Annotated in this window: 3 protein-coding genes; 1 reads left to right on the forward strand and 2 read right to left on the reverse strand. The window is 52.1% G+C overall.

What is annotated here, in order from left to right; genetic code table 11:
* The coding region (locus tag BUF15_RS28615; RefSeq protein ID WP_407642657.1) for a two-CW domain-containing protein at positions 1 to 162 on the forward strand (162 nt) is incomplete at its 5' end.
* A 495-nt stretch (positions 163 to 657) separates the two neighbouring features.
* Here BUF15_RS28615 and BUF15_RS28000 read toward each other — a convergent pair.
* The gene (locus tag BUF15_RS28000) at positions 658 to 1,029 is read right to left on the reverse strand and encodes a group II intron maturase-specific domain-containing protein (RefSeq protein ID WP_234981290.1); all 372 of its coding nucleotides are present in this window, start codon (positions 1,027 to 1,029) and stop codon (positions 658 to 660) included.
* A partial coding sequence (gene ltrA, locus BUF15_RS26455; RefSeq protein ID WP_234981291.1) for a group II intron reverse transcriptase/maturase occupies positions 1,004 to 1,822 on the reverse strand: 819 nt, incomplete at its 5' end. The genes ltrA and BUF15_RS28000, both read right to left, overlap by 26 nt.

Here is a 1,822-nt window from a genome sequence, read left to right on the forward strand (position 1 = left end):
CAGAAGGAACAATGCCCAGCATGGGAGTTTCAGAGCGGAAATATGTGCTGGTTTATGTATGGTACCCTTTGCAATGGCACTTGCGACTCTACCTATACTGAGAAGATAGAAAACTGTCGATCGTGTATCATTTTCAATTCACTTATTCAGCAAGACAACTAGTCATAAGTGATCGTCAGAAGACAGTAATCGGTAATTTGGAGACAGTGATTAAGATCGTGACTGGGTAATTGTGTGGAAGATGGTTTTACCAATACCCAAGAATTGCCACCGTATTCGGTATCCTGGGTACTTTGATTACACCAAAGATATGCTCTGCCAACCTGATGTTGTATTTACGATATTAAACTTGATCTTCTTCCTGAGCCAGTCAGCACCTCCTATCAGTCTTTCCACATCGTGGTGTATGTTTCAGTTAGGGCATATTGCTCCAACAGCCTAAACTCAGGAACTCACCATGAGAAGTATCACAGGCAGTCGATTTCCATCTGCAGTATCACCGGGCCAACTCCAAAAAAATACCGTCTAGACCTGTGAGTTTGTCCTCAATCGTTTCACTGCTCGATTTGGCAAACGTGATCTTGCAATCGGGTAGGAGGCAGGGTTACCCCTGCCGTCCTCCCACACCACCGGACATGCGGTTCCGCATCCGGCGGTTCATTGAATACACTGGAGCCTTCGCAGCGTATCCTGCAAAGACACCAGACCTAAACGATCAAAATAGGCTTTCCGAAACGCGTGGTTCATGTGGCTTGCACCACTGTTCCACCATGGCCCGCGCTGGTTGCTCACAGAGCGCCAGGCGCGCTCCTCGTTCAGCCCTGCCTTTATCAGGTTGCGTGCTCGGGTATAGCGCCGCTTCCATTGGCGCCAGAGAATGCAGCGGAGTTTTCGTCTGATCCAGCCGTCCAACTCGTCCAACACACCTTTTATCTCCGTCAGCCTGAAGTAACTTATCCAGCCGCAAAGGATGGGGGTGAGTTCGTCGATCGTCCTTTTCAGATTACGCCCGTGGGCTCTCTTGAGCATCTCCCGGATTTTGGTGACCAGCCGTTGTCGGCTGGCCGGAGCGATCCGAAGCTTGGGTTGCTTGTGCCACGTCATGCTGTAGCCCAAGAACTTCCGATCCCACGGTCGCGCCACTGCGCTCTTTGTTTCGTTTACCTGTAAGCGCAAAACGTTCGTTACCCAAGAAACAGGTGATAGATTCCATCACCCGCTCTCCTGCCCGCCTGCTGTTGACGTAGATATTACAGTCATCCGCATATCGGCAGAAGGCATGTCCCCGTCGCTCGAGTTCCCGATCCAGATCGGTGAGCAGGATGTTGGAAAGCAAGGGACTTAATGGGCCACCCTGCGGCGTTCCCTCCATCCGTTGCGTTACTCTTCCATCCATCAATACTCCGCACTCAAGATAGCGACGGATAAGACGCACTACACGCTCGTCATCCACCCGTTTCATCACCCGCCCCATCAAGAGGTCGTGGTTGACCCGGTCAAAGAACTTCTCCAGATCCATATCCACCACAAAACGGCGGCCTTCGGCAACATACTGCCTGGCAGCCATAACCGCTTGATGAGCGCTTCTTCCCGGTCGAAAGCCGTAACTCGACTCGGAAAATTCGGGCTCGAATATCGGTGACAACACCTGATGCAACGCCTGCTGGATCAATCGATCCGTCAGCGTTGGGATACCGAGTGTTCGTACCCCGCCCTGGGGCTTGGGGATATCCACTCGGCGTACTGGCGAGGGCATGTAGCACCCTGCCAGCAGCTTGGCTTTGATGGTCGGCCAGTGCTGTTTAAGGTGGTCTTTGAACTC

This window comes from Desulfopila aestuarii DSM 18488 (assembly GCF_900143695.1).
Lineage (GTDB): Bacteria > Desulfobacterota > Desulfobulbia > Desulfobulbales > Desulfocapsaceae > Desulfopila > Desulfopila aestuarii.